Raw genomic sequence first — 21,683 nt, 5'->3', positions numbered from 1 at the left:
CAAAAGCTCAACCAGCACAAACCCGAAACCGTCGGCCAAGCCAGCCGCATTTCCGGCGTAACCCCTGCGGCAGTGGCATTGCTGATGGTGCATTTGAAGCGCGGGTTTAAGGGGGCGAAGTAGGCTTGTCTGCCGATGGCGCAAGATGTGGAAAGGCCGTCTGAAAACCAAGAATCAGGTTTCAGACGGCCTTTTAAATATCAGAACATATCCATATGATTAAACCAAGACATACCTATGCCGTCATTCCCGCGCAGGCGGGAATCCAGAAGTTTAAAATTACGGCAATCTCTAAACATTTCTGAATGGCTAAGGTCTGGATTCCCGCCTGCGCGGGAATGACGATACGGGTCTTCTTATTTGAATTTATGATTAAACAAAGGGATGACATGGAAACCCAAACTTTAGAAAAACCCACTTTCGATACACAAGACGAATTCAACCGTAGGCCGATAGCCAAAAACATCATCAGGCTGCTTACCTCGCCCATCGACCTTTCTCCCATGGTCATCGACGGCGGCTGGGGAACGGGTAAAACCGAATTTTGCCAAAAACTGATTCGGCTCATGCAGCAGCAACATCCCGATTATCAGCCCGTCTATATCGACGCCTTCCGTTCAGACCACAGCGGAGAGCCTCTGCTGGCATTGCTTGCCGAAATCATCAAAGCCTGTACGCCTGAAGATACTGGCGAGCAGCCGTCTGAACAGCGCAAAAATATTACGAGGAAAGTCGCGAAAGCCGCAGGATTCGTGATGAAAACCGTTGCTAAGGCAGCGGTTGGTCATGTTCTAAAGCAAAATATGGAAGATTTAGCGGAAGGGATGAGCCAAATTATAAATGATGAGCAAGAAGCAAAAAATGCGGCGGCAACCGTAGCTGGTGCTGCCACCATACTTGCCAGCCATTCCATTGATGCAACTATCGATGCAACCGTCGAAGCCTTGTTGAAAGAGCAAATCGAAGCGGAAAAAAATCTGGAAACACTCAAAGCCTGCCTGAAAGAATTGGCAGCAGACAAACCGATTATCCTGTTTATCGACGAACTCGACCGCTGCCGCCCCGATTACGCCGTCGATATGCTGGAAGTCATCAAACATGTCTTTGATGTCGAAAACGTCAAAGTCGTGCTGGTGACAAACACCAAGCAACTGCGTGCGGCGATTAATCATCGGTATGGGATGGCAGTGGATGCGCAAAAATATTTGGATAAATTTTTGAAGTACAGCTTTGCCTTGCCTGACAAGATTGTGGCTCCGTTTGGGATGATACAGGCTTTAGTTTCAGTTGAATATTTCAAACAGTTGATACGAAAAAGTCGTATGGCTAGTCAACTTCAGGCTTTAATTGATGAACGTTCCCCAATAATAGGTTTTATCAGCGATATGATAGAACGGAACAATATATCGCTTAGAGAAACGGAACGATTAGTCCGATTTTTAGAGATATATCATTCTTTAAGTGGTGGACTTATCTGGCAATATGCCTTGCTTCGCATTACAGGTGTATTTATCTTCTGCTTCTATCCGAGTTTAATGGACGATATTAATAAAAATCGTACTGATAGCAAAGATTTTGCTCGATTGTTTAATATTCAGTCTTTGGCGAATATTCCAAAAAATAGTTTTGGTGTGGTTCATACAAATACAAATGTAATTGCTATGATGCTCATTCTATATGGCACTGCAAATATACATTTTGACGTTAGTACCCTTCATGATAGAAGATCATGGCAAGAGCGGATAAATAAAGATTTTCTTGATAACGAAAATATTTATCCACATGGAATAGATGGAGTTCTTACTATTTTAAAAGACACCTTCCGAGTCCTCAGCCTTGAACAAACGCCCCAATAAACGCAAAGGCCGTCTGAAAAATGTTTTCAGACGGCCTTTGCCTTATTTTTTCGGTTTGTAGAACACGACCGTCTGCACGGGCGCGCGGGTGAGCTGTTTGGGCAGGAAACACATCGCCAGTACGAACACGCTCAGGGTGTAATAAAAAACGCCGGTGCCGCGCATTCCGCCCAAGGCCCCGCTGCCGACCACGCTTTCGATAATGAAGGCGGCAAACGCCGACGCGCACGCGCCGATGCCCGCCAAAAACAGCGCATAACGCCAGCGGCGGCGCATCATTTTCCGATGGGCGATTTTCGCCAGCCCCGCCGACAGCGGGATATTCAGAAATCCGAACACGCCGCAGACGAACCATACGGTCGAGTCGCGCCAATATCCCGCCAATGCGTAATGCCCGCCCTGCTCCGCCAGCAGCAGCCCGCGCGCGCCAAACAGCAGCGCCGCCAGCTCGTGCATCAGCAAGGCCAGCGGCAGCGCGGCGAAAATCATGGCGGCGGCAAACGGGATATAGGGTTTTTCCTGAATATACATGATGGGTCCTGCGGGTTCGGCTTTCGTCCGCTTATTATAATAAAAAGGCCGTCTGAAAAGCGATGCGGCTTTTCGGACGGCCTCGGTCTGCGACGTTTCCTGTTTGGCGGAAACAAAAAAAGGGCTTCGTTTAGAAAGCCCCTTTTTGTCTCTGAATGCCAGTCATACTACCGTAACGACTGTTTGGATCTGCTTGCGCAGACGGTTCCCACAATGTATTTTTTCGTGTTTCGCGGCAACGGCTGCGCGGGTTGCCCCGAAGGCGTACTGCCCGTTGCCTGTTTTCCTCTGAATGTGCGGTGTTTTTAGTGAAACCTATCTTCCGGTCCGAGGCGTCCTATCTGCTGCAACCCGCCGGGCCGCAGCGTTCCCCAAAATATTCTGCCGTCTTTGCAGCCGCTCCTAATATTTGGAACTTCGCTGCTTACCGTGATTGATGTTTCTTCGTTTTCCCTGAGTCGAGTAAGACATTTTCCGCAGCAGTCTGCCGGTTTCCCCGACCGGCGGCTCCTCCGGCCGGCGGCAAATCGCTTTGCCGCCGCCGCAGAAACAACCGCTGCATTTTATTGCACTGCACCGCAGGCTTTTTGTGTCGGGCGCTTCGCTGAGGGAGCCGAACCGCCTTCCGCCTGCTTACCGTATACCTAGCATACGGCGTGCCAGTTTCTTAAAGTTTCTTTGTTTTTTGTATTTTTTCGAAAAGCTTCTCTATTTAACAAGATTTATCGTTTTAAATCAACCAGATATTTTTAGGAAAACAAAGCCCCGCCCTTTTCCTGCCGTCTGAAAATCTGACCTGAAACGGCAACTCCGTCCGAACCGACTTCAGAAAATCATCCAAAACTGACGGAAATTGTTCAATTTGGACACGGTCGTCGGATTTTTATACCGTTCAGACGGCCTGACGTCAGATTGCAAAGACACCGCCGCTCAGATTTCCGTTAACATATCGGTTTTACAGACTGCGGACGGCAAATCATGGACAACCGGCAAAAACTGCAAAGCGGCCTCAAAGAAATGGGCCTCGATTTAAGCGGCGAACAGCAAGACAAGCTGCTTGCCTATGTCGAGATGCTGAAAAAATGGAATAAAACCTACAACCTCACCGCCCTGCGCGACGAGTCGCAAATCATCAGCCACCACCTGCTCGACAGCCTGACCCTGCCGCCCTACCTCGAAGGCGCGCAGACCATGCTCGACGTCGGTTCCGGCGGCGGGCAGCCGGGCATTCCCGCCGCCGTCTGCCGCCCCGATTTGCAGATTACGCTTTTGGATGCCAACACCAAAAAAACTTCGTTTCTGCAACAGGCCGCGATTGAACTGGAACTGAAAAACGTGCGCGTCGTCAGCGGCCGCGTCGAAGCCGTCCAAGGCTTGCAGGCCGACGTGATTACCAGCCGCGCCTTCGCCGAACTCGCCGACTTCGTCAACTGGACGGCGCACCTGCTCCAAGACGGCGGCTGCTGGGCGGCCATGAAGGGCGTGTATCCCGCCGCAGAAATCGACAGGCTGCCCGATTCCGTCTGCGTCGAGCGCGTGGACAAAATCCGCGTGCCGCAACTGAACGCCGAGCGGCACATGGTGATTCTGCGGAAAAAATAAACAAAGGCCGTCTGAAAGCTTCAGACGGCCTTTATACCCATTTCAGGCAAATAACGGTACAATTCCCAGCAATGTAAAATTTCCACCCGGCAAAACACATGAGCGCAAACATCATCGCCGTCGCCAACCAGAAAGGCGGCGTCGGCAAAACCACCACCACCGTCAATCTGGCCGCCTCGCTGGCCGCGCGGAACAAGCGCGTGCTGGTCATCGACCTCGACCCGCAGGGCAACGCCACCACCGGCAGCGGCATAGACAAAGCCTCCATCGGCTGCGGCGTGTATCAGGTCGTTCTGGGCGAGGCGGAAATCAAAGACGCCGTTATCCGCAGCGACAGCGGCCGCTTCGACCTGCTTGCGGCCAACCGCGCGCTGGCCGGAGCCGAAGTCGAACTGGTGCAGGAAATCGCCCGCGAAGTGCGGTTGAAAAACGCGCTCAAAGCCGTGGAAAACGACTACGATTTCATCCTCATCGACTGCCCGCCCTCGCTGACCCTGCTCACGCTCAACGGATTGGTCGCCGCCAACGGCGTCGTCGTGCCGATGCTGTGCGAATACTACGCGCTCGAAGGCATTTCCGACCTGATTGCCACCGTGCGCAAAATCCGTCAGGCCATCAATCCGAACTTGGAGGTGCTGGGCATCGTGCGCACCATGTACGACGCCCGCAGCCGCCTGGTCGCCGAGGTCAGCGACCAGCTCCAGCAGCATTTCGGCGGCCTGCTGTTCGACACCACCATCCCGCGCAACATCCGCCTCGCCGAAGCCCCCAGCCACGGTATGCCCGCACTGGCCTACGATGCTTCCGCCAAAGGCGCGAGGGCGTATCTGGAACTGGCCGACGAGCTGCTCGGGCGGCTGAACCGTCCGGCCTGATTTTCAAAATTTCGCGGGGCAAGGCACGGGAGATGCTACCCCAGAGTCGTGCCATTGCCGACCGGAGGCCGTCTGAAAACAGATTTTCAGACGGCCTCCGGCTTTTTTATGCCTAACCGAACAACCTGCCCTGCGCCAGCAACGCCTTCACGGGTGCGAAATCTCGGCGGTGTTCGGGCAGTACGCCGTATTTTTGCAGGGCGGCAAGGTGTTGCGCCGTGCCGTAACCTTTGTGTTTGTCGAAACCGTATTGCGGATAACGTTCGGCAAGCGCGTACATTTCGGCATCGCGCGCGGTTTTGGCGAGAACGGAGGCGGCGGAGATTTCGATGATTTTACTGTCGCCCTTGACGACGGCTTCGGCGGGAACGCCCAAATCTTTCGGAACGCGGTTGCCGTCTATCAATACCTTATCCGGCACGACCGCCAAACCTTGGACGGCGCGAGCCATCGCCAGCATGGTGGCGTGCAGGATATTGAGTTCGGCGATTTCTTCGGGCGACGCGGAGGCAATGCTCCACGAAACGGCTTGTTCTTTGATTGACACCGCCAGAGTATCGCGCTTTTTCTCGCTGAGTTTTTTCGAATCGGTCAGGCCGGGCAGGTCGTAACGTTCGGGCAGGATGACGGCGGCGGCAAACACGCTGCCGACCAGCGGCCCGCGCCCTGCTTCGTCCACGCCCGCAAGGAGGATAGGAGACATAGCGTTTCAGTGATACGGTTCGGTTAACGGGAGAGGTCGTCTGAAAAGGATTTCAGACGACCTTTTGAATGATATGGCGGGTGCCATTGTCATTTCCACCTGCGTGGAAGCAGCGTCGGTCTTGTAGGGTGGTTCAAGCCCACCCTGCCCTATTTTTTATGCTGTGAAACGGTTTTCGTGGGCAAAGCCCACACTACAAAAATGGGCCTGTCAGTTTCGGTCGGACATTCATGTCCGACAAGCCATATGGCCGATTCACTTAATTTTTAATACGGCATCTATCGCCTGTCGTCATTCCCGCGCAGGCGGGAATCCAGTCCTCAACTATTCAGAACTATTTAAAGATTGTCATCATTTCAAACTTCTAGATTCCCGCCTGTGCGGGAATGACGGCGCTCGGTTTTCTGATTTGAATTTACTGCAAAACCATCAGATTCAGCCCGCAGGTTGGGCATGCTCTTTACAGGACAATAAGTATCAGAGGTCGTCTGAAAACGTTGCTTCAACGGAGTAGAAACAAGTACGGCAGATTTAACTAAAAGCCTGCTTCGGACAATACGGCTTCAGCCGCCAACGCATCGGTATCTTTCTTCAGCAGCAAATGCAGCTCGCGGAAATCCTGTTTCAGGTCGGCGGCGGCTTCGGGGTGGTCGTACCAATAGGCAACGGCGGCGGCGAGTTTTTCCGGCTCGGCATCGTGTTGCAGGAGTTCTGGCACGGCAGCTTTGTCCAACAGGATATTGGGCAGGCCGACATGCGGCACTTTGACTTTGCGTTTCACATAAAAATAGGTCAGCGGCGAAATTTTGTAGCTGATGACCATCGGCCGTTTGCACAAGGCGACTTCAAGGGTGGCGGTGCCGCTGGTTACCAACACGACATCGGCGGCGGTGCAGACGGTATCGGACTGTTTGTCGGTGATGGTAACGGGAATGGCGGAAAATTCAGGCTGCGCCAGAATTTCACCGATGCGCCTGCGGGTGGCGGCGGTGGCGGCGGGGAGCAGGAATTGCGCCTGCGGATAGCGTTTGAGCAGCAATAAGACCGTCTGAAAAAACAAAGGAGCCATATAGTCGATTTCGCTGACACGGCTGCCCGGCAGCAAGGCGAACACGACAGCTTCGGTTGCAACGCCCAACTTGGCGCGCGCGGCGGCACGGTCGTCGTCCAGCGGCATGGTTTGCGCCATCGGATGACCGACAAACTCGGCTTTTCCTCCCGCATCGAGGTAAAGCTGCGGCTCCATTGGGAACAGGCACAGCACGCGGTTGACCTGATGCACGATTTTGTTTACCCGTTCGCGCCGCCACGCCCACACCGACGGGCTGACATAATGGACGGCGGGGATGCCCGCCTTTTTGAGTTTTTCCGCCACGCCCAGATTGAAATCGGGTGCGTCGATGCCGACAAAGACATCAGGCTTGATGCGGATGAGGTCGTTCACCAGCCCTTTGCGGATTTTCAGGATTTCGGGCAGGCGTTTGACCACCTCGACAAAGCCGCGCACCGCCAGTTTTTCCTGGTCGTACAGGCTCTCAAACCCTTCCGCCTTCATGCGTTCGCCGCCGATGCCGATGAATTTCGCATCTGGGCGGCGTTGTTTGATGGCGCGGATAAGGTGCGCGCCGAGCAGGTCGCCGGAGGCTTCGCCGACGCTGATGGCGATAACGGGTGAATGGTTCATATAAGAAACGTTCGGGTAAAGGGACGGGGTATTTTAACAAAAAAACAGGCGGGGCTTGAACGGCGGGCATAAAGAGGCCGTCTGAAACGTTTTTTCAGACGGCCTCTTTCATCCTAACCGAACCCCGCCGGTTCAGCGGATGATGCCGCGCGTCGAGGCGGTGAAGAAGTCTTTGAACACCGCCAGTTCGGGGCGGGTTTCGGCGCGTTGCAAAATATCCGCACGCGCTTCTTCAAACGGGATGCCGCGGTGGTAGATGGTTTTGTATACGTCTTTGACGGCGGCGATTTGTTCGGCGCTGAAGCCGTTGCGGCGCATTCCTTCGCTGTTGAGGCCGGCCGGTTCGGCGCGGTAGCCCGCGGCCATAAAGTAAGGCGGCACGTCTTTGTGCACGCCCGCGGCAAAGGCGGTCATGGCGTAGTCGCCGATGCGACAGAACTGGAACACCAGCGTGTACCCGCCGAGAATGACATAGTCGCCGATGGTAACGTGTCCGGCCAACGAAGCGTTGTTGGCGAAAACGGTATGGTTGCCGATGACGCAGTCGTGGGCAAGGTGGCAGTAGGCCATAATCCAGTTGTCGTCGCCGATGCGGGTTTCGCCTATGCCGGTCACTGTGCCGAGGTTGAAGGTGGTGAACTCGCGGATGGTGTTGCCGTTGCCGATGGTGAGTTTGGTCGGTTCGCCACCGTATTTTTTGTCCTGCGGGATTTCGCCCAGACTGGCGAATTGGAAGATGCGGTTGTTTTCGCCTATGGTGGTGTGGCCGTTAATCACGGCGTGCGGGCCGATTTCGGTATTCGCGCCGATTCGCACGTTCGGGCCGATGACGGTGTATGCGCCGACTTTGACGCTGGAATCCAGCTCTGCCTTGGGGTCGATGACGGCGGTCGGGTGGATGAGGGACACAGGTTTCCTTTCATGTCTGGAGGCGTTCCGGCGGCCGCGCCGTTTCAGGCAACCCGCCAATACGCCCCGTATTCGGTTTTCAGACGGCCTCTATCCGGCAGGCCGTCTGAAAGTCAGCCTTTTTCGACGATGCGCTGCGCGCACATGATGGTGGCTTCGCAGGCCAGTTCGCCGTTTACTTTGGCGGTGGTGTTGAATTTGCCGATGCCACGGCGGTGTGCCAGCAGTTCGACGTCAAACACAAGCTGGTCGCCCGGGACGACCTGACGTTTGAAACGCACGTTATCCAGTCCGGCGAACAGGGTAATTTCGCCTTCACGCCGTTTGGCACTGCCCTGGGACAAAACGGCCAACACGCCGCAGGCCTGCGCCATTGCTTCGACGATTAATACGCCCGGCATGACGGGCGATTCGGGGAAGTGGCCTTGGAAAAACTGTTCGTTGAAGGTTACATTTTTGATGGCGGTCAGCGACTTGCCCGGTTCGGCGGCGGTTACACGGTCAATGAGCAAGAAGGGGAAGCGGTGCGGCAGGATTTCCTGTATTTCGCGTACTTCGATGGGTAATTTGATTTCCATTGTTATTGTCCTTGTTGGTTCGGATGAGTTTCAGACGGCCTGTTTGCCGTTTTTCAGCTCGGCCAATTCCTGTTCGAGCTGTTTGATGCGTTTGCCGGTTTCGTTCAGGCGGTGGATGTGGACGGCATTGCGCGCCCACTCTTTGTAAGACGACATCGGGAAGATGCCGGCGACGTGCTGCCCGCTTTCAGTGATGCTGTGGGTAACGGACGTGCCGCCGCCGATGGTGGTTTTATCGGCGATTTCAATGTGGCCGACCGTGCCGACGCCGCCGCCGATGATGCAGTAATTGCCGACGGTAACGCTGCCGGAAATGCCGGTTTTGGCAGCGATGACGGTATGGGAACCGATTTTGCAGTTGTGGCCGATTTGGACCTGGTTGTCGATTTTGGTGCCGTTGCCGACGGTGGTGTCGCTCATGGCGCCGCGGTCGATGTTGCTGTTCGAGCCGATTTCCACGTCGTCGCCCAGCGTTACCGCGCCGGTTTGCGGGATTTTGAACCACGAGTCGCCGGCGAAGGCAAGGCCGAAACCGTCCGCGCCGATGACCGCGCCGCTGTGGATTTCGACGCGGTTGCCGAGCGTGCAGCCGTAATAAACCACAGCGTTAGGGTGCAAAACGACTTCGCTACCCAATTTGCAATCGTGTTGGATGACGGCATTCGCCAAGATGCGGCAGCCTTCGCCCAATACGGTATTGGCGCCGATGTAGGCGTTTGCACCAATTTCGCAACTGTCGGGCACGGTGGCGCTCGGTTCGACAACGGCGGTCGGATGTACGCCGCCGCGTGCTTTGACAACCGGTGAGAACAGGCGGGCGACTTTGGCAAAATAGAGGTACGGGTCGGCGGCGACAATCAGGCTGCGGCCGGTAAATTCTCCGGCGGCTTTGTCAGATACGATGACTGCGCCCGCTTTGCTATCGTGTACTTCGTGTTTGTATTTCGGATTGGCCAGAAAGCTGATGTGTTCCACACCGGCCTGAGCCAAAGGCCGCACGGCGCAGACGCTGACGTCTTCGCCGCGCACCTCGCCGCCGAGTTCGGCGGTGATTTGGGATAAGGTATATTGTTTGACTGTCATGGTTTTCGCCGTTTACAGCGGAATCGGGGGTTGGTTCGGGGGAATGTTGTATGCGAATCCGCAGGCGGATTGCGGGCCGGACGGCCTTTAAAGTTTTTCAGACGGCCTGCCGTATGCGGAGGCCGTCTGAAAAATCAGCGTGCGTTCATCGCTTTAATCACGCTGTCGGTAATGTCGAATTTGCTGTTGACGTAAATCACGTCCTGCAAGATCACGTCGTATCCTTCTTTTTTCGCCAACTGGACGATAACACGGTTGGCATTGTTCTGCAGGGCAGCAAATTCCTCGTTGCGGCGCAGGTTGTAATCTTCGGCAAACTGCGCCTGCTGTTTGCGGAATTTTTGTACCAAATCGTTCCATTTGCGGGCGGCAGCTTCACGCTCGGCACCTTGCATTTTGTTTTCGGCCAGTTGTTTTTCCAGTTTCAGCCCTTCCTGCTGCAATTTCTGCAATGCAGCCTGACGCTTGCTGAATTCTTTTTCCAGCGTCTTCTGAATCGCCTGCGCCTGTTTGGATTCTTGATATACGCGTTCGGTATTGATAAAGCCCAATTTCTGCACCGCTTCGGCTGCCGCAACCTGCGTACTCAGTGCACAGCCCAGCAAAACCGCGCAACCCGCGCGGACGGCTTTCGCTTTCAAAGAATATTCCATATCAAATCCTCTGTATTCTTTTGCAAATGGTACTGTCTGTAATTTTTCAGATGGCCCGCCTGTTTTCCTCCGCATCAGGCCGTCTGAAAACAGCATACCGGCCTTCCCGTCGGAACACCTTCGGGACGGCCGGTTCGGTTTGTCCGTTCCCAATCAGAATGTCGTACCCAGTTGGAACTGGAAGCGTTGGATTTCGTCGCCCTCTTTTTTCTTGAACGGATAGGCGTAGCTGAACTTCATCGGACCCAAAGGCGACAGCCATGTTACCGCCGCACCTGCCGAAGCACGCAACTCTTCCTTGAAGGTCGATTTGTGGCTGGTGCCTAGGCCGTAAACGTTCTGAGCCGCATTGTTGGTATAGTATTTGTCGTTGTCGCTGTCGGTATAGGTTTTGCCGTCCCATACGCTGCCGGCATCGGCAAACAGGCTCAGGCGGACGGTGCGCGCATCTTTGATGCCCGGCATCGGGAACAGCAATTCGGCCGATACGTTGGCTTTTTTGTTGCCGCCGTAACTGATTTTCTCGCCGTATTCGTCATACACTTTCGGACCCAACGTGCCGCTTTCGAAGCCGCGCACCGAACCCAAACCGCCGCCGTAGAAGTTTTCGAAGAACGGCATTTCTTTGGTTTTGCCGTAGCCGTTGCCGTAGCCGACTTCACCGCCGAGCATCAGCGTCAGGCTTTTGTTCAACGGGAAGAACCATGTTTGGTTATGGGTCAGCGTATAGTATTTCAGGTCGCTGCCCGGCAATGCCACCTCGCCGTTGATACCGGTCTGGTAGCCGCGGGTCGGCCACAGGGCGTTGTCGGTTTTGTTGCGGCCCCAGCCGATGGTACCTTTGTACAGCCAGCCTTTGAAACTGCCCACGCCGTCGCTGCCCTTACCGTAACGGTTGATAAAGTCGCGGTAACGTTTGGGGGCGCCGGTATAGGTGTTCACGGTCAGATGCTCCGCCGCCAAACCGAAATTCACGCGGTCGTATTCGGTAACGGGGATACCCATGCGGATACCCGCGCCGGCGGTGGTGGTTTTATATTGTTTAGCGCTGGACGAGGCTTTGCGTGGATCGTAGGATTTACCGTAAACGTCGTAGCCGAGGCTCACACCGTCGGGGGTGAAATACGGGTCGGTAAACGACAGCGAACCGTTGACGGTGGTTTTACTGCGCGATACGCGGGCGGACGCTGACTTACCCGTACCGAACAGGTTGTCCTGCGATACGCCTGCCGACAGCACCATACCCGTATCCTGCACCCAGCCCGCACTCAAATCGAGCGAACCGGTCGAACGTTCCTGAACGCTCATATTGACGTCCACTTGGTCGGGCGAACCTTCCACGGGCTTGGCATCGAACTGCACGTTGTCGAAATAACCCAGCAGCTCCACACGCTCTTTGGAACGTTGCAGCTTGGAAGTGTCATACGGAGCGGCCTCCATCTGGCGCAATTCGCGCCGTACCACTTCGTCGCGGGTTTTGTTGTTGCCGGTAATATTGATTTGGTTGACGTATACCTTGCGGCCCGGCTCTACATGCAGCACGAAATCCACGGTTTTGGTTTGGGGATTCGGTACAGGCTGCACGTTGATTTCGCTGAACGCATAGCCTGCGCTGCCCATACGGTTCTGCATCGCTTCAAGCGATTTCACCATTTTCTGGCGTTCGTACCATTTGCCTTCCTTCATGGTCAGCATTTTGTACAACTCTTCTTTCGGCACTTCGCGGGTGTCGCCGTCGATGGTTACCTTGCCCCAACGGTAACGTTCGCCCTCATCCACCGTGATTTTGATGGTCTGCTTGGTTTTGTCTTCGTTGGTCTGAACGTCGGTATCCACGATGCGGAAGCCGAAATAGCCGTTGTTTTGATAAAACTCGCTGACACGCTCCAAGTCTTGCGAGAATTTCTGCTCGTTGAACTGGTTGCTTTTGGTCAGCCACGTCCACATACCGCCCTCGCTCAACGACATTTGTTTCATCAGCTTGCGGTCGGAATAAACGTGGTTGCCTTCAAATTCGATGTCGGCGATTTTGGTAGATTTGCCCTCATCGATGGCTATATCGATGGAAACGCGGTTACGCGCCAGTTTTTTAACGGTCGGGGTAATTTTAACCGACTGTTTGCCGCGGCCGACATATTCGTCACGCAGGGCGACAACTGCTTGGTTCAGGGTCGCCTGATTGAAATATTGCGATTGCGCCAACCCGAAAGATTCCAGATTTTTCTTGATGGCGTCGTTTTGCAGCATTTTCGCGCCGGTGATGTTCAGCGTGGCGATGGTCGGGCGTTCGACCACGGTCAGCAGCACCTGGTTGCCCATCGTTTCCACGCGCACATCGTCGAAGAAGCCGGTGGCGTACAGGTTTTTAATGATTTCTTCGCTGCGTGCGTCGCTGAAATTGTCGCCTACTTTGACGGGCAGATAGTTGAACACCGTACTTGGTTCGGTACGCTGCAAACCTTCGACGCGGATATCTTGGATGATAAAGTCCGCCATCGCCAGCGGAGACAGGCCCAATACCATCAAAGTTGAAGCAATCTGTTTTAATTTCATACAATTATCCAAACAAACGGTTAATATCATTAAAGAAGGCCACCAGCATCAGCATCAGCATGGCTGCAAGTCCGAAGCGCAGGCCGATTGCCTGAATGCGCTCGCTCAACGGCTTCCCGCGTATCCACTCGGCGGTATAATACACTAAGTGTCCGCCGTCTAAAACAGGCACGGGCAGCAGGTTCATGACACCCAAGCTGACGCTGACCAATGCCAAAAATTCCAAATAGCTCTGTATACCCAAGGCCGCCGACCGGCCTGCCACGTCGGCAATCGTCAGCGGGCCGGAGACATGGCTCAGGGAAGCTTTGCCGGTAATGAGCTTGCCGAAGAACTCTGCAGTCATCAGCGAATAGCTGGTCATTTTGTCCCAACCCATTCTGAAGGCTTCGGGAACGGACGGCGTATATTGGTAACGCACCCGTTTGTCCCACGCTTCGTCGCGTTGCGGCGCCGTACCGACTTTGCCGACCAAAGTACCGTCGGGAAGTTCTTCGGCATCGGGGCGGACGTTAGCCTCATAAACTTTGCCGCCGCGCTCGTATCCGATGGTTATCCGGTTGCCGGGATTGCGGCGGAACAAATCAGCCCAGTCCAACCATTGTTCAATCGGTTTGCCGTCGGCAGTCAGCAGGCGGTCGCCCACTTTCAGCCCCGCCCTCTCCATCGGGCCGTTTTTCATGACAAGACCGAGACGGGTGGTCATTTTAAAAGGCCACAGCCCGATATTGCCGCTGTTTTTCGCAACTTTACCTGCTTCGGGCGTCCCCGCGGCATCGATAACGCGCACGGTTTGCTGTCCCGAGGCCGTTTGAACGGCTACGTCAACCCTGCGGGATTCTACCTCCAGCAGGATTTCGGTCTGTACGTCGCTCCAGTCTTTAACGGCTTTGCCGTTGACCGACAGAATTTTATCTTCGGGCACAAAACCCGCTTTGGCGGCGATACTCGCCGGTTCGACCGTGCCGACATACGGGCGGATTTCGGTAACGCCGAAGGAAAAACTCAGGCCGTACAGTACAACCGCCAGAATCAGGTTGGTCAACGGCCCCGCGGCAACGATGGCGATGCGTTTGGCCGGATGCTGGCGGTCGAAGGCGAACGGCAAATCCGCTTCGGCGACATTGCCTTCGCGGGTATCGACCATTTTCACATAGCCGCCCAGCGGAATCGGAGCAAGACACCATTCGGTATCGCCGCGCTTTTTAGTGAAAAACGGCTTGCCGAAGCCTACGGAAAAGCGCACGACCTTTACCCCGCACCAACGCGCCACGAGGAAGTGGCCCAATTCGTGCAGGCTGACCAGAATCAGAATCGCTACGATAAAAGAAACTATGGTTAACAATATTGCCCCCTGCGGGTTGGTTTCGTTTCAGACGGCCTGTGATAGACGGCAGGCCGTCTGAAACGTGTTAATTCAGGTTTTCTGCATATTCCTGCGCACGGACGCGCGTTTGGGCGTCTAAGGCCAGCAGGCTTTCGATGTCGTTCAGGCCGTCTGAAAAACCGGCGTCCAAGCAATGCGCCACGACGCGGGCGATGTCGGTAAAGCGGATTTTCCCATCTAAAAATGCGGCGACGGCCATTTCGTTTGCCGCGTTCAATACGCAAGGCGCGGAACCGCCGGCGTACATGGCGTCGTAGGCTAATTTCAGGCATGGGAAACGTCCGAAATCAGGCCGTCTGAAAGTGAGGGCGGACAGTGTATTGAAATCCAAGGCGCCCACGCCCGATTCAATCCGCTCCGGCAGCCCCAGGCAATAGGCAATCGGCGTGCGCATATCGGGATTGCCGAGCTGCGCCAATACCGAACCGTCAAGATAGCGCACCATGCTGTGCACCACCGACTGGGGATGGATGACCACTTCCAGATTATCGGGCGGGCAGTTGAACAGCCAGTGCGCCTCAATCAGCTCCAAACCTTTGTTCATCATGGTAGCCGAATCGACCGAGATTTTCCTGCCCATACTCCAATTCGGATGTTTTACGGCCTGAGCGGGCGTGATGTGTTCGAACCCGGCCAAATCGGCATCAAGGAACGGGCCGCCGGAGGCGGTCAGGATAATCGAACGGATGCCGTGCCCGTTCAGACGGCCTGTGTAATTGTGCGGCAGGACTTGGAAAATGGCGTTGTGCTCACTGTCGACGGGCAGGACTCTGGCATTGTTGGTTCGGGCGGTTTCCATAAACAGCGCGCCGGATACGACCAGCGTTTCTTTGTTGGCCAGATAAATGGTTTTACCCTTCTGCGCGGCCGCCAGTGCCGAAGGTAGTCCGGCCGCACCGACAATGGCGCACATCACGCCGTCGACTTCGCCTGCCGAAGCAACGTCAATCAGGGCCTGTGCACCGTGCAATACGCGGGTCCCGCTGTTTTGCGCTTTCAATAAAGCCTCCAGCCGGACGGCGTGTTCGGCATCGGCAACCACGGCATATTCAGGTGCAAACTGCGCACATTGCGCCGCCAGCTTTTCAACCTGCCTGTGCCCCGCCAGCGCGAAAACGCGGAATTTCTCAGGATGGCGCGAGATAACGTCCAAGGTATTCACACCTATGCTGCCGGTGCTGCCTAAAATGGTCAGGACTTGCTGTGTCATGGTTGTTTTCTTTATCAGGCCGTCTGAAAGGCCGCGTTTCTTGTTTTTCAAAGGATTACGTTTGCCGCCGCAAAGTTTCAGACGGCCTGTCCAGTCGGACACGTCATTCGATACCGTATTCTATCGTAACCACCAGCCGCACCTGTTTGCCGACTGTGGTTTTGTCGTAGGATCCGCCGTATTCGTCGTCCTCGCTGCTGCCGCTGTCCGCATAGATATTGAACGAACCCTGCGAGGCGGAACGCATGGTTCCAACTTTGCCGCCGCCCGTTTTGGCAAATTCGACGGCGCGTTTCTGCGCATCCTCCGTCGCCTGCGTAATCAAATCGCGCTTGATGTTTTCCAGATTGCCGAGCAGATACTGCGGGCTGCTGAAACGGATAAATTCGTTTTGTGCACGCAGGTTCAAAATCGCCTGCTGCGCGGCTTGGACTTTATCCAGTTTTTTGGTATTGACGGTGATGTCCAAGCTGCCGTCGTAGCCGTTGGGCGTGCGGGTAACATTTCCTTGTTCGTCGCGGACTTCGTTATAAACACGCTCCACCGACGGCAGGCCGATTTGCATTTCCGCCGTTTCAAAACCCTGCTCCCGCAGGAATTTGGACAGTTTCTTGCGCCTGGCGTTTAACAAGTCCAGCACTTCCTGATAACTGTCGGCATGAGCTTCGACGCCCGTATTCCAAGTTGCACTGTCTGACTTAAAGTTTTTCTCCGCCAACCCTTTCACGGTAATCGTACCCGGCTGGCGCAGATTTTTAAACTGCACGCCGAGAATGAACGCCGCAGCCATCAGACCGAGCGCCAGCAGCACGCCCAAAACGGGCAATGATGAAGTTTGGTTTTTTTCCGACATAATCAAGTAGACTCCCGCAAATTTAAAAAAGACGACGAATTATTTTAAAACAAATGGATAAAAGCGGCATATACGCTTAATACGGCAATCAGGCTGTCCACGCGGTCGAACACTCCGCCGTGGCCGGGCAGCAGGTTGCTGCTGTCTTTTATGCCTGCCGAACGCTTCAGCCAGCTTTCCAGCAAATCGCCGCACACGCTGACTACAGTCAGTATCAGGCCGACGCCAACTGTGGCAAGCCAACCTGTTTCAAACGACAGCCAGTGGGCATCCCGCACCAATGTGATATAGATTGCCACACACAATGCTCCGCCTGCCGCCCCTTCCCAACTTTTGCCCGGACTGATGGCGGGCGCAAGTTTGTGCTTGCCGAAAGCCTTACCGCTGAAATATGCAAAAATATCGGCCACCCACACCAAACCCATCACCGCCAGCAGCGGCAGGGCCTCGTCGGAATCGGATCGCAGCGAAACCAGCGCGAACCAAAACGGCACCATCAGCATCCAACCCGCCGCGTAAGCCTGCCAGCCGCCGCAGAGTTTCCATTTCCGGTTCAGCCAAAGCGGCATCACAACCAGCCAAAACGCCAGCACCGCATACCAGACCAAATCCGGCAGTTCCCAGCCACCCGCATAAGCCACAATGCCAAACAACAGGGTAGCGGCAAGGTAGTGATTGGTCTTAACCTTGTCCAAACCGCTCATGCGGGCATATTCCCACAAAGCAATCAGCGCAATCAGACCGCTGAAAGCCGCCCACAACCATTGCGGCGCGTAAAACAGCATACCCAGCATCAGCGGCAGCAGCCACAGTGCGGTTATCACCCGTTGTTTCAACATTTATCAACTCCGCTGCTGGTCGGGCGGGAGCTGCTCGGAAGTGCGCCCGAAACGGCGTTCGCGCTTCTGGTATGAAGCCACCGCATCATCGAAAGACTTTTTATCGAAGTCCGGCCACAAAGTATCGGTGAAATAAAGTTCGGCATAAGCCATCTGCCACAATAAAAAATTGCTGATACGCGTTTCGCCGCCCGTGCGGATAAACAAATCCGGTTCGGGCGCATCGCCCAGCATCAGGTAGCGGCCCAACGAATCCTCGGTAATCTCGCCCGAACCTTCCGCCACCACCCTGTTGGCCGCCTGCAAAATATCCCAGCGGCCGCCGTAATCGGCGGCGATGCACAAAGTCAGACCCGTATTGCCCGCGGTCAGCACTTCCGCCGCTTCGATGCCTTGTAATATTTCCGTGCTGAACCGCTCGCGGCTGCCGATAACCTTCAGCCGCATATTATTCTCATGCAGGCGCTGAACCTGTTTTTGCAACGCCTGTAAAAACAGCCCCATCAAAAAAGACACTTCGTCTTCGGGACGGCGCCAATTTTCAGTGGAAAAAGCAAACACCGTCAGGTATTCCACACCGGCCTGCGCACAGTTTTTCACCATTTCCTCAAGCGCGTCCAACCCGCGCTTGTGCCCCATCACGCGGGGCAGAAACCGCTTTTTCGCCCAGCGGCCGTTGCCGTCCATAATCACGGCGATATGGCGCGGAATCTGCGTATGCGCCAGAACCGTTTGCGTGCTGCTCTTCATGTCTGCCTTCCGTGGACAAACGTTCCAGAGGCCGTCTGAAAAGTCTGTCCGTCAGGGGGTTAAACCGCCATCAAATCTTCTTCTTTGGCCGCCAGAATCTTATCCGCTTCGGAAATATATTTGTCGGTCAGCTTCTGCACGGCCTCTTCACCACGGCGTGCCTCATCTTCGGACACTTCCTTGTCTTTCAGAAGTTTTTTGATATGATCGTTGGCATCGCGGCGCACGTTGCGGATAGATACGCGCCCCTCTTCCGCCTCATTGCGCACCACCTTAATCAAATCCTTGCGGCGCTCTTCCGTCAGCATCGGCATTGGAACACGAATCAAATCGCCCACCGAAGCCGGATTCAAGCCCAGATTCGAATCGCGAATTGCTTTCTCCACCTTGGCCGCCATATTGCTTTCAAACGGTTTCACACCGATGGTACGCGCGTCAACCAACGTTATGTTTGCCACTTGGCTTACTGGCACCATACTGCCCCAGTATTCCACTTCCACCTGATCCAGCAGGCCGGTATGCGCACGGCCGGTACGCACCTTGGCCAGATTCTCCTTCAACACTTCCAGCGAACGCTGCATTTTACCTTCGGCAGTTTTTTGAATATCACTAATCATTCTTCACTCTCGGTCCATTAAAAAAATCAAACAGATAAATCCACAGGCCGTCTGAAACGCACCATCCGGGCGGAAATCGGCCGATAACAGCGCATAGTACCGTCATTAAAGAGAAACGACAAGCCGGGCCGTCCGGACGGCTTTGTTTTTTAACCTGTATTCGGATTAGATAGGAAATATGGAGAATAGTTTGGGAAACCGGTAGTAAAACTTTGGCATTCCGCCGCCTGCCTTTTACGGTTGGCAGCCTAACAATCCAAGTCTCTTACAAGCCGCCTTAAAGCAAATGCCCGAAACATACCGCCCACACGGTTTTCAGACGGCCTTTCATATTCCGAATGCTGAATAATTCAGCAAAATCGGGTATAATACCTCCCTATTTCGCCTTCTGAACCCGCATTACCGGCCTGCAAAAACCTTTTCAGACGGCCTCATAAAAAATCCTCTTGAAATTCAGTAAGAAAAAGACCATGACTGACCAAAAACACGAAGAATACGGCGCCGACAGCATACAAGTGCTGGAAGGCTTGGAAGCGGTACGCAAACGCCCCGGTATGTATATCGGCGACACGCAGGACGGCAGCGGCCTGCACCACATGGTGTTCGAAGTATTGGACAACGCCATCGACGAAGCACTGGCGGGACATTGCGACAAAATCACCGTAACCATCCATGCCGACAATTCCGTCAGCGTGGCCGACAACGGGCGCGGTATGCCCACCGGCATCCACCCGAAAGAAGGGCGCTCCGCCGCCGAAGTCATCATGACCGTGTTGCACGCGGGCGGCAAGTTCGACAACAACAGCTACAAAATCTCCGGCGGCCTGCACGGCGTGGGCGTATCCGTCGTTAACGCGCTGTCCGACTGGGTAACGCTGACCATCTACCGCGACGGCAAAGAACACTTTGTCCGCTTCGTGCGCGGAGAAACCGAAGAGCCGTTGAAAGTTGTCGGCGACTCCGACAAAAAAGGCACGACCGTGCGCTTCCTCGCCAGCGCGGAAACCTTCGGCAACGTCGAATACAGCTTCGACATCCTCGCCAAGCGCATCCGCGAACTTTCCTTCCTGAACAACGGCGTGGACATCGAATTGATTGACGAGCGAGACGGCAAACACGAAAGCTTCGCCCTTTCCGGCGGCGTGGCTGGGTTCGTGCAATACATGAACCGCAAAAAAACGCCGTTGCACGAAAAAATCTTCTACGCGTTCGGCGAGAAAGACGGCATGAGCGTCGAGTGCGCAATGCAGTGGAACGACAGCTATCAGGAAAGCGTGCAGTGCTTCACCAACAACATCCCGCAGCGCGACGGCGGTACGCACCTGACCGCGTTGCGCCAAGTGATGACGCGCACTATCAACAGCTACATCGAAGCCAACGAAGTCGCCAAAAAAGCCAAAGTTGAAACCGCAGGCGACGATATGCGCGAAGGTTTGACCTGTGTGTTGTCCGTCAAACTGCCCGACCCCAAATTCTCGTCGCAAACCAAAGACAAACTGGTTTCCAGCGAAATCGGCCCCGTCGTTAACGAAGTCATCAACCAATCCCTGACCGACTTCCTCGAAGAAAATCCGAACGAAGCCAAAATCATCACCAGCAAAATCGTTGATGCCGCCCGCGCGCGCGAAGCCGCCCGCAAAGCCCGCGAAATCACCCGCCGCAAAGGCGTGATGGACGGCTTGGGGCTGCCCGGCAAACTCGCCGACTGCCAAGAAAAAGACCCTGCCTTGTCAGAGCTTTATCTGGTCGAGGGCGATTCCGCAGGCGGCTCAGCCAAACAAGGCCGCGACCGCAAATTCCAAGCCATTTTGCCGCTCAAAGGCAAAATCTTGAACGTCGAAAAAGCCCGTTTTGAAAAAATGCTCGCCAGCCAAGAGGTCGCCACCCTGATTACCGCGCTGGGCGCAGGCATCGGCAAAGAAGAGTTCAACCCCGAAAAACTGCGTTACCACCGCATCATCATCATGACCGATGCCGACGTGGACGGCGCGCACATCCGCACCCTGCTCCTGACCTTCTTCTACCGCCAAATGCCCGAACTGGTCGAACGCGGCTACATCTACATCGCCCAGCCGCCGCTCTACAAAGCCAAATACGGCAAGCAGGAGCGTTACCTCAAAGACGAACTGGAAAAAGACCAATGGCTGCTCGGTCTCGCCTTGGAAAAAGCCAAAATCGTTTCAGACGGCCGCACCATCGAAGGCGCAGAACTTGCCGACACCGCCAAACAATTCCTGTTGGCGAAAACCGTTATCGAACAGGAAAGCCGCTTCGTGGACGAACTCGTCCTGCGCGCCATGCTGCACGCGTCGCCTATTGATTTGACGTCGTCTGAAAACGCCGATAAAGCCGTTGCCGAACTTTCTGGTTTGCTCGACGAAAAAGAAGTCGCCCTCGAACGCATCGAAGGCCACGAAGGCAACCGCTTCATCAAAATCACCCGCAAGCTGCACGGCAACGTCATGGTCAGCTACATCGAACCCAAGTTCCTCAACAGCAAAGCCTACCAAACCCTCACCCAAACCGCCGCCGCGCTCAAAGGCTTGGTCGGCGAGGGCGCCAAGCTCTACAAAGGCGAGAACGAGTACGACGTGGACAGCTTTGAAACCGCGTTGAACATCCTGCTCCAAAACGCCCAAAAAGGCATGTCCATCCAGCGATACAAAGGTTTGGGCGAGATGAACCCCGAACAGCTTTGGGAAACCACGATGGATCCCGCCGTGCGCCGCTTGTTGAAAGTGCGCATCGAAGACGCCATCGCCGCCGACGAAGTGTTCGTTACCCTGATGGGCGACGAAGTCGAACCGCGCCGCGCCTTCATCGAAAACAACGCCCTGATTGCGCAAAATATCGACGCGTAAACTTTAAAGCCTAGTTGAAAATAAAAAAGGCCGTCTGAAAAAATGTGAACTGCACCCCCAAGAGTTGGACATTCTCTCCAACCCGCCAAGGTGCAGTTTTTTATGACCCAATATACATTAAATATCAAGCCGTATTCCA

18 protein-coding genes and 1 pseudogene are annotated in these 21,683 nt (G+C 54.8%); 5 read left to right on the top strand and 14 right to left on the bottom strand.

Going from position 1 to position 21,683, the window contains the following annotated elements; genetic code table 11:
* Window positions 1-123 (top strand): annotated as a pseudogene (locus ACI43T_RS11640) (hypothetical protein); the annotation flags it as partial.
* Between the two features lie 266 nt (window positions 124-389).
* Window positions 390-1,856 carry a KAP family P-loop NTPase fold protein gene (locus ACI43T_RS11635; RefSeq protein ID WP_405387249.1) on the top strand — a complete coding sequence of 489 codons (1,467 nt, stop codon included), beginning with the start codon at window positions 390-392 and terminating at the stop codon, window positions 1,854-1,856.
* Between the two features lie 42 nt (window positions 1,857-1,898).
* On the opposite strand, the gene ACI43T_RS11630 is transcribed toward ACI43T_RS11635, so the two are convergent.
* Window positions 1,899-2,387: a hypothetical protein gene (locus ACI43T_RS11630; protein WP_293276046.1), complete on the bottom strand. Its 489-nt coding sequence runs from the start codon at window positions 2,385-2,387 to the stop codon at window positions 1,899-1,901.
* A 978-nt stretch (window positions 2,388-3,365) separates the two neighbouring features.
* On the opposite strand from ACI43T_RS11630, the gene rsmG reads away from it, so the two are divergent.
* Together rsmG and ACI43T_RS11620 are read left to right on the top strand one after the other, a co-directional pair.
* A complete protein-coding gene (gene rsmG / locus ACI43T_RS11625; protein ID WP_405387247.1) occupies window positions 3,366-3,989 on the top strand; it encodes a 16S rRNA (guanine(527)-N(7))-methyltransferase RsmG in 624 nt (207 codons plus the stop codon).
* Between the two features lie 98 nt (window positions 3,990-4,087).
* Window positions 4,088-4,864: a ParA family protein gene (locus tag ACI43T_RS11620; protein ID WP_314107723.1), complete on the top strand. Its 777-nt coding sequence runs from the start codon at window positions 4,088-4,090 to the stop codon at window positions 4,862-4,864.
* A 112-nt stretch (window positions 4,865-4,976) separates the two neighbouring features.
* Here the strand turns inward: ACI43T_RS11620 and rnhB are convergent, their stop codons facing one another.
* The 13 genes from rnhB to frr form a co-directional block, all read right to left on the bottom strand.
* Window positions 4,977-5,567, bottom strand: coding sequence for a ribonuclease HII (gene rnhB, locus ACI43T_RS11615; protein WP_405387245.1), 591 nt, complete (start codon window positions 5,565-5,567; stop codon window positions 4,977-4,979).
* 535 nt (window positions 5,568-6,102) lie between these two features.
* A complete protein-coding gene (gene lpxB, locus ACI43T_RS11610; protein WP_405387243.1) occupies window positions 6,103-7,251 on the bottom strand; it encodes a lipid-A-disaccharide synthase in 1,149 nt (382 codons plus the stop codon).
* A gap of 132 nt (window positions 7,252-7,383) precedes the next feature.
* Entirely contained in the window at window positions 7,384-8,160 is a 777-nt protein-coding gene (gene lpxA, locus ACI43T_RS11605; RefSeq protein ID WP_405387241.1) for an acyl-ACP--UDP-N-acetylglucosamine O-acyltransferase, read from the bottom strand.
* Between the two features lie 113 nt (window positions 8,161-8,273).
* Window positions 8,274-8,738 carry a 3-hydroxyacyl-ACP dehydratase FabZ gene (fabZ, locus tag ACI43T_RS11600; RefSeq protein ID WP_405387239.1) on the bottom strand — a complete coding sequence of 155 codons (465 nt, stop codon included), beginning with the start codon at window positions 8,736-8,738 and terminating at the stop codon, window positions 8,274-8,276.
* 30 nt (window positions 8,739-8,768) lie between these two features.
* Complete coding sequence (gene lpxD / locus ACI43T_RS11595; RefSeq protein WP_405387237.1) at window positions 8,769-9,821, bottom strand: UDP-3-O-(3-hydroxymyristoyl)glucosamine N-acyltransferase; 1,053 nt, start codon at window positions 9,819-9,821, stop codon at window positions 8,769-8,771.
* Window positions 9,822-9,955: 134 nt separating this feature from the next.
* A complete protein-coding gene (locus tag ACI43T_RS11590) occupies window positions 9,956-10,474 on the bottom strand; it encodes an OmpH family outer membrane protein (protein WP_405387235.1) in 519 nt (172 codons plus the stop codon).
* Window positions 10,475-10,627: 153 nt separating this feature from the next.
* Window positions 10,628-13,027: an outer membrane protein assembly factor BamA gene (gene bamA, locus ACI43T_RS11585; RefSeq protein ID WP_314764538.1), complete on the bottom strand. Its 2,400-nt coding sequence runs from the start codon at window positions 13,025-13,027 to the stop codon at window positions 10,628-10,630.
* 4 nt (window positions 13,028-13,031) lie between these two features.
* The gene (gene rseP, locus ACI43T_RS11580) at window positions 13,032-14,372 is read right to left on the bottom strand and encodes an RIP metalloprotease RseP (protein WP_405387232.1); all 1,341 of its coding nucleotides are present in this window, start codon (window positions 14,370-14,372) and stop codon (window positions 13,032-13,034) included.
* A 67-nt stretch (window positions 14,373-14,439) separates the two neighbouring features.
* On the bottom strand, window positions 14,440-15,624 hold the full coding sequence (gene ispC, locus ACI43T_RS11575; protein WP_405387251.1) for a 1-deoxy-D-xylulose-5-phosphate reductoisomerase: 1,185 nt from the start codon (window positions 15,622-15,624) through the stop codon (window positions 14,440-14,442).
* 103 nt (window positions 15,625-15,727) lie between these two features.
* Window positions 15,728-16,477, bottom strand: a complete 750-nt coding sequence (locus ACI43T_RS11570) for an SIMPL domain-containing protein (protein WP_405387230.1) — start codon at window positions 16,475-16,477, stop codon at window positions 15,728-15,730.
* 44 nt (window positions 16,478-16,521) lie between these two features.
* A complete protein-coding gene (locus ACI43T_RS11565; protein WP_405387228.1) occupies window positions 16,522-17,316 on the bottom strand; it encodes a phosphatidate cytidylyltransferase in 795 nt (264 codons plus the stop codon).
* A 3-nt stretch (window positions 17,317-17,319) separates the two neighbouring features.
* Window positions 17,320-18,066, bottom strand: coding sequence for an isoprenyl transferase (locus ACI43T_RS11560; protein WP_293276058.1), 747 nt, complete (start codon window positions 18,064-18,066; stop codon window positions 17,320-17,322).
* 59 nt (window positions 18,067-18,125) lie between these two features.
* Complete coding sequence (gene frr / locus ACI43T_RS11555) at window positions 18,126-18,683, bottom strand: ribosome recycling factor (RefSeq protein WP_009174973.1); 558 nt, start codon at window positions 18,681-18,683, stop codon at window positions 18,126-18,128.
* Window positions 18,684-19,153: 470 nt separating this feature from the next.
* Between frr and gyrB the strand changes: the two genes are divergently transcribed.
* Window positions 19,154-21,544 (top strand): DNA topoisomerase (ATP-hydrolyzing) subunit B, encoded by a 2,391-nt coding sequence (gene gyrB / locus ACI43T_RS11550; RefSeq protein ID WP_405387224.1) that lies wholly within the window; start codon window positions 19,154-19,156, stop codon window positions 21,542-21,544.
* The last annotated feature ends 139 nt before the right edge of the window (window positions 21,545-21,683 follow it).

Source organism: Neisseria oralis (assembly GCF_045062685.1).
GTDB classification, from domain to species: domain Bacteria; phylum Pseudomonadota; class Gammaproteobacteria; order Burkholderiales; family Neisseriaceae; genus Neisseria; species Neisseria oralis.
This window is presented reverse-complemented; position numbering and strand designations above follow the sequence as displayed.

Bases quoted from the DNA above. Each gene is read 5' to 3' on its own strand.
- ACI43T_RS11565 (WP_405387228.1), bottom strand. From the start codon at position 17,316: ATGTTGAAACAACGGGTGATAACCGCACTGTGGCTGCTGCCGCTGATG.
- rnhB (WP_405387245.1), bottom strand. From the start codon at position 5,567: ATGTCTCCTATCCTCCTTGCGGGCGTGGACGAAGCAGGGCGCGGGCCG.
- ispC (WP_405387251.1), bottom strand. From the start codon at position 15,624: ATGACACAGCAAGTCCTGACCATTTTAGGCAGCACCGGCAGCATAGGT.
- ACI43T_RS11630 (WP_293276046.1), bottom strand. From the start codon at position 2,387: ATGTATATTCAGGAAAAACCCTATATCCCGTTTGCCGCCGCCATGATT.
- frr (WP_009174973.1), bottom strand. From the start codon at position 18,683: ATGATTAGTGATATTCAAAAAACTGCCGAAGGTAAAATGCAGCGTTCG.
- ACI43T_RS11635 (WP_405387249.1), top strand. From the start codon at position 390: ATGGAAACCCAAACTTTAGAAAAACCCACTTTCGATACACAAGACGAA.
- bamA (WP_314764538.1), bottom strand. From the start codon at position 13,027: ATGAAATTAAAACAGATTGCTTCAACTTTGATGGTATTGGGCCTGTCT.
- ACI43T_RS11570 (WP_405387230.1), bottom strand. From the start codon at position 16,477: ATGTCGGAAAAAAACCAAACTTCATCATTGCCCGTTTTGGGCGTGCTG.
- ACI43T_RS11590 (WP_405387235.1), bottom strand. From the start codon at position 10,474: ATGGAATATTCTTTGAAAGCGAAAGCCGTCCGCGCGGGTTGCGCGGTT.
- ACI43T_RS11560 (WP_293276058.1), bottom strand. From the start codon at position 18,066: ATGAAGAGCAGCACGCAAACGGTTCTGGCGCATACGCAGATTCCGCGC.
- lpxD (WP_405387237.1), bottom strand. From the start codon at position 9,821: ATGACAGTCAAACAATATACCTTATCCCAAATCACCGCCGAACTCGGC.
- lpxB (WP_405387243.1), bottom strand. From the start codon at position 7,251: ATGAACCATTCACCCGTTATCGCCATCAGCGTCGGCGAAGCCTCCGGC.
- fabZ (WP_405387239.1), bottom strand. From the start codon at position 8,738: ATGGAAATCAAATTACCCATCGAAGTACGCGAAATACAGGAAATCCTG.
- gyrB (WP_405387224.1), top strand. From the start codon at position 19,154: ATGACTGACCAAAAACACGAAGAATACGGCGCCGACAGCATACAAGTG.
- ACI43T_RS11620 (WP_314107723.1), top strand. From the start codon at position 4,088: ATGAGCGCAAACATCATCGCCGTCGCCAACCAGAAAGGCGGCGTCGGC.
- rsmG (WP_405387247.1), top strand. From the start codon at position 3,366: ATGGACAACCGGCAAAAACTGCAAAGCGGCCTCAAAGAAATGGGCCTC.